At 74.5% G+C, this 2,787-nt stretch carries 4 protein-coding genes; 2 read left to right on the top strand and 2 right to left on the bottom strand.

Annotation, left to right across the window (positions count from 1 at the left end; genetic code table 11):
• The coding region (locus tag KBX53_RS28505) for a hypothetical protein (RefSeq protein WP_210862654.1) at positions 1–594 on the bottom strand (594 nt) is incomplete at its 3' end.
• Between the two features lie 24 nt (positions 595–618).
• On the bottom strand, positions 619–1,140 hold the full coding sequence (locus KBX53_RS28500; protein ID WP_030333597.1) for a VOC family protein: 522 nt from the start codon (positions 1,138–1,140) through the stop codon (positions 619–621).
• 49 nt (positions 1,141–1,189) lie between these two features.
• Between KBX53_RS28500 and KBX53_RS28495 the strand changes: the two genes are divergently transcribed.
• Together KBX53_RS28495 and KBX53_RS28490 are read left to right on the top strand one after the other, a co-directional pair.
• Complete coding sequence (locus KBX53_RS28495) at positions 1,190–1,651, top strand: MarR family winged helix-turn-helix transcriptional regulator (RefSeq protein WP_030333595.1); 462 nt, start codon at positions 1,190–1,192, stop codon at positions 1,649–1,651.
• A 57-nt stretch (positions 1,652–1,708) separates the two neighbouring features.
• Positions 1,709–2,787: tetratricopeptide repeat protein (locus tag KBX53_RS28490; RefSeq protein WP_309140876.1), on the top strand; the 1,079-nt coding region annotated here is incomplete at its 3' end.

The following is a 2,787-nucleotide window of genomic DNA, read 5'->3' as shown; positions in this document are numbered from 1 at the left end:
CGCCCAGAGCGCGTCGCGGATCGCCTCCAGACTCCGGTCGGAGCGGCTGCCAAACGCGATCACACCGGCGGCCTCGCCGCCGGGCAGCACCGGTGCCACCTCGGCGACCAGGGGAAACCCTGCGGAGACGAGCACGTCTCGGGCGCTGTCGGTGGTGTGCAGCAGTAGCTCCCCGGTCCGGCCGTTGGTCGCGGCGGCGAGCACCTTCGGCGTCACCGCGCCGGCCAGGTCCACGAAGGAGAACAGTGGCGCGCCGGCAGCCCCGGCGGCCTTCACGGCGACCGGCAGCCGGTACGCGTCGCCGGGCAGCAGGTGCACGGTGACCTCGGCGGGCAGCTCCGCCTCGATGGGGCCGAGCCGGGCCGGCAGGTCGGCGTCGGCCGCGTCGGCCAGCACCAGCACCGTCACCTGCCGGCCGCGCACCTGGTCGCCGTGTGCGGCGACCAGGCGCAGTGCCGCCTCCGCGCTGCCCGCGTCGACGCCCGCGAGGGCGACGGTGGCCCGCCGGGAGCGGTGCAGGGCCGCGGCCAGCCAGGTCGTCAACTGGCGGACCAGCAGCTCGCGGAGGAAATCAGTGGTCCGGTCGGTCGGCATCGGTCCGTTCTACCGTATGGGCGGTCAGGCCGGGACGGAGATCCCCACCCCGCCCCGGGTCTGCCCGCCGTAGCGCTGCCGCTCGGCGTCCAGGTCGAGCCGACCGATCTGCTTGCGGGCGGCCAGCGCGGTGTCGTCGAGCAGGTTGGCCGGGATCAGCCAGACCACCTCGAACTCCAGACCGTCGGGGTCCCTGCCGTAGAGGCTCTTGGTCGTGCCGTGGTCGGAGGTGCCGACCAGCGCGCCGGCCGCGACGAGCCGCTCGGCGGTGGCGGCCAGCTCGTCGAGCGTGTCCACCTCCCAGGCGAGGTGGTAGAGGCCGACGGTGGACCGACCAGCGGTCGACCGCCCGGCGCCCGCGCCGATCTCGAAGAGGCCGAGGTCGTGGTCGTTGGTGGAGTCGGGGGCCTGGAGGAAGGTGGCGCCCCGGAAGCCGTCCGGGGTCATCGCCACCGGGCGGAAGCCCAGCACGTCGCTGTAGAACGCGACGCTGCGGGCGAGGTCACTGACGTAGAGGACCGCGTGGTTGAGCCGATGAATACCCATGACCCGAGGCTAGCGCGATTTAGTTGAGCATTCAACCATCGGGGGTATGATGGCGGTCATGACCCGCTGGCTGGACCCCGACGAGCAACGCACCTGGCGCGCGTACCTGACCGCTTCCCGGGTGCTGATGGACACTCTCGACCGCGAGCTGCAACGCGACGCGGGCATGCCGCACGCGTACTACGAGATCCTGGTCCAGCTCTCCGAGGCCCCCGGTCGCCAACTGCGGATGAGCCAGCTGGCCCAGGCCGCGGGGTCCTCACGCAGCCGGCTCTCGCACGCCGTGGCCCGGCTGGAGGCCGCCGGCTGGGTGCGCCGCGAGGACTGCCCCACCGACCGACGCGGGCAGATCGCGCTGCTCACCGACGAGGGTTTCGCCACCCTCGCGGCCGCCGCGCCCGGCCACGTCGAAGGGGTACGCCGACACCTGTTCGACGCGTTGAGCCCCGCCCAGGTCGACCAGCTGCGCCGGATCAGCGAGACCCTGGCCGAGCACCTGACCGGATCCTGACCAATCGACACCGGCGCGGGTCTTGTACTTACCGTCGTCGGATGAGCACGATGGGGCGTGTCTTCCGGCTTCGGTGAACTGACTGATCAGGCGCACCACCTCGTGTCCTCCGGCGATCTTGCCGGCGCACAGCAACTGCTGTCCGACGCGCTCACCGACGCCGACCCCCGCCCGGCCAACGCCACCCCCGAGCTGGCCGAGGCGGCCAGCCTCCAGGCGCGGGTGCTGATCGCCCTCGGTGAGCCACACTCGGCCCGGGGGTGGGCCGCCTTCGCGTACGCGGCCACCACCCGCCTGCACGGTCGCGCCGACCCACGCACGGTGGCCGCGGCCGCCACCCTGGCCGCGGTGCTGCACCGGGTCGGCAGCCACTCCCGGGCGGCGCGGCTCTACCAGGAAGTCATCATCGAGCTGACCGCGCAGGACGGCCCGGAGTCGCTGCGGGTGCTCGCCGCGCACGCCGACCTGGCCACCGTGGAGTACGCGCGAGGCCAGTGCACGGTGGCCCGCGACCGCCTCCAGGACGCCTGGGAGCTGCACCGCGAGGTGTACGGCGACGGGCACCCCAGCGGCATCAAGATGCTGGCGCGGCTCGGGGCGATGCAGCGCGACTGTGGGCAGTTCGCCGAGGCGCACGACAACCTGGCGCTCGCCCGTGAGTTGTGCCGGCAGCACCTGCCCGCCGACGACCCGCTGGCCACCCAGGTGGCGGCGCTGGCCCGGGCGGCGGCGAATCCCGATCACGTCTGCGCCGACAACCCACCCACGGCCCGCGACACGCCCGTCGTACCGGCCGCCCGCGTTGCACCGCACGACGACGGGCCGACCGACTCGGGCCACCACCCGTCGGCAGCCGCACCCCACCACGCCGGGGCGGTTCCGAACCCCCGGCTGCCCTCCGACGAGGCGGTCGGGTCGACGGGCGGCAGGTGGCCGACCGAACCGGTGGACGGCCCCCCGCCCCACCCCGCCGACCCTCCGGTGCCCCCGTCGGTGGTCGGGCTGGCCGGCGGCGCGCAGGTGCAGCCCCGGGTGTTCCGGCGGCACCGTCCCGCCGCCCCCACCGAGGCGTTCCCGGCGGCCGGCGCCGCGACACAGGTGGAGCCGGACACGCCGGCGCGGCGGCTCCCCGTGCC

The sequence above is a fragment of the Micromonospora sp. M51 genome, assembly GCF_018070305.1.
GTDB lineage: Bacteria > Actinomycetota > Actinomycetes > Mycobacteriales > Micromonosporaceae > Micromonospora > Micromonospora parva.
This window is presented reverse-complemented; position numbering and strand designations above follow the sequence as displayed.